The 487-nt window shown below is 63.0% G+C and carries 1 protein-coding gene; it reads right to left on the bottom strand.

The window, feature by feature from the left end:
* On the bottom strand, positions 1 to 487 hold a 487-nt coding region (locus LPC04_RS29025), incomplete at its 5' end, for an Hcp family type VI secretion system effector (RefSeq protein WP_275685824.1).

Genomic DNA, 487 nt, shown 5'->3' with positions numbered 1-487 from the left:
TCAGTCCTTCGAGTTCTCGGCGATGTTCCAGTTCATCGACGGCTTGTCGCCGGCGCTGCCGTCCTTCTTCTGCTCGACGTAGTCGACCTTGACCGACGCGAAGTTCAGCGTGACGTTCTCCGTCAGGCGATCCTCGCCGCCGGAACCGCCGGTGGACACGGACGTGACCATCAGCTCGGTCATCGTGATCTTCAGGTACTCGAGCGGCTTCTCGCCGGCCTTGCGCACCGTCAGCAGCGCCGAGTCGTAGTGCTTGCCGTTGCAGGCGGCCAGCATCAGGTCGGGGCTGGACTTGTCGATGTACTTGGTGAACGACAGGTCCTGCACGTTGGCCTTGCCGGCGCCGGCGCCGCCGCCGACATGGGCCGAACCGGAGTTCGACATGCCCCAGCTCCAGGCCAGGACGTCGATTTCGCCCGCATGCGTCTTGTCGACGGATTCGCCCTTGAGCGAGCCGATCTTGATGAACATGTCCATTGCCATTTTG

The organism is Scleromatobacter humisilvae (genome assembly GCF_023231945.1).
GTDB classification, from domain to species: Bacteria; Pseudomonadota; Gammaproteobacteria; order Burkholderiales; family Burkholderiaceae_C; genus Scleromatobacter; species Scleromatobacter humisilvae.
This window is presented reverse-complemented; position numbering and strand designations above follow the sequence as displayed.